Consider the following 1,814-nt stretch of genomic DNA (forward strand, 5'->3'; position numbering starts at 1 on the left):
ACGGCCTCCGCCAAATCCAATACCGCAGCGACATCATCGACGGATGCCTCACCGGAACAGGCCTCACACCGACGACACCACGACTACAACGTCAGTAGCTGCGCGGCGGGGGCTTCGTTGTTGCTGACGAGTTGAGGTCCTTTTGAAGTCGCTCCCGAAGGACCGCACAGGTGCGTCGGGCCCGGGAGGCGACGCCGATCATTTTCGGCCGTCCTGTGAGGGAGGGTACTTCCGATTACTGACTTCGGCTTGTCAGGGTGACTTCGGATCGTCGAGGGTCAGGCCGGTGCCGGCTATGAAGCCGTCGAGGGTGTCTGGCCGGTACTGAAGGCGCTTGAGCCTGTTGCGTACGAGGGCTTCGAGTCGGTCGAGGGCGACGACGGCGAGGTTGGCCAGGCTGCGTTTGACGTGCGCCCATACCCACTCGACGGGGTTGAGGTCGGGTGAGTACGCGGGCAGCAGGAACACCGTCAGCCATTCACGCTCGGCGATCAGCGCGCGCATGGCGTGGGAGACGTGGGTGTTCGGCCGGTCCCACACCAGCACGATCGGCGCCTTGACGAGCTGGTGGACGCCGTCGATCAGCGCGATGAAGTCCCGCTCGCCCATGTTGCGGCGCTTGTCTTTGCCCGCTCGGTGGGTGCGCAGACGATGGCACAGCCGGGTCCGGGAACCAGGCCGCATGGCGATCAGTCCGGCCACCGACAGGCGCCCCGAGCGGCGGCCGCTGACGGTCACGACCGGGGTGTGACCGCGCCGGCCCCAGGTGCGTCCTTTGGGCGGCCGCCGGGTGAACCCGGCTTCGTCCTCGAAGCAGACGTAGCCTCCGCAGGCCGCCCGGACTCTTTTACCTCAGCCCAGGTCGCCTCCTTCCACGCGGTCACGGCCTGCTCGTCACGTTCGGCGACCCGCCGCACGGGGACCTGCGGGCTGAAGCCGAGCCGGTGCATCAGCCTCGTTGCGCCCGAGACGCTGTAGGAGACGTGGAACTTCCTGCCGATCAGCGTGGCCACCCTCGCTGCGGTCCACACCTGGTCCTCCACCCATCCATGCGCGGCCGGCCCCTGCTCGAGATACCCGGTGAGCTTCTCGGGCCACGGGAGACCAGAGCCTCACGACCTCCGTCCCGCCACAGCTTGTGCCACTGGTAGGCCGATTTCAGGCTCACCCGCAGGCGTCTTGCGACCTCCGGCGGCTTGATCTTCTGCTCGAACAGCTCGGCCGCCTGCATCCGTACCGTCTCCCGGCGTTGCCGCCCCGCAGCGGTCAGGCCGCCCCCATCCGCATACCTCACACAGGACGAGATACAGCCACCGCTCCGGGCCCTTCAGTGGCTTCGCGAAGATTCACCCTGACGAGCCGAAGTCAGTAATCAACCGGCCGCGAACTTCGCCCTTTAGCAACTGCGAGGTCAGCTGGACCACCCCTCACCTGCCCGGTTCCCTATGTCCGAAGTACCCACCCCCTCCAGGGGGTGGGTACACGCTTCCGGATCTAGCCGCGAACGTTGTGTCTCATCTGTGACGGTCGGCTAGGGTCTGGAACGTGAAACGGCCGAGGTGCGCCAACACCCCGGCCGTTGCTTGACCAGCGAGTTGCAGCTCGCTGACCTGTGGAAACCCGTTCCAAATGAGAGGTTCCAACATGAGCTTAGCCGAGTTGACGGAATCAAGGTTGGCCGCGGATCGCCTCCTTCAGGCTCCGCTTGCCGACCTGCTACTGACGTTGTAGTCGTGGTGTCGTCGGTGTGAGGCCTGTTCCGGTGAGGCATCCGTCGATGATGTCGCTGCGGTATTGGATTTGGCGGAGGCCGT

General features: G+C 65.7%; 1 pseudogene. It reads right to left on the reverse strand.

Annotation, left to right across the window (positions count from 1 at the left end):
- Positions 1-252: 252 nt before the first annotated feature.
- Positions 253-1,294 (reverse strand): annotated as a pseudogene (locus tag OO52_RS54925) (IS630 family transposase).
- Between the last annotated feature and the right edge of the window lie 520 nt (positions 1,295-1,814).

The organism is Streptomyces flaveolus, from assembly GCF_000716535.1.
In the GTDB taxonomy this organism is placed as follows: Bacteria; Actinomycetota; Actinomycetes; order Streptomycetales; family Streptomycetaceae; genus Streptomyces; species Streptomyces flaveolus_A.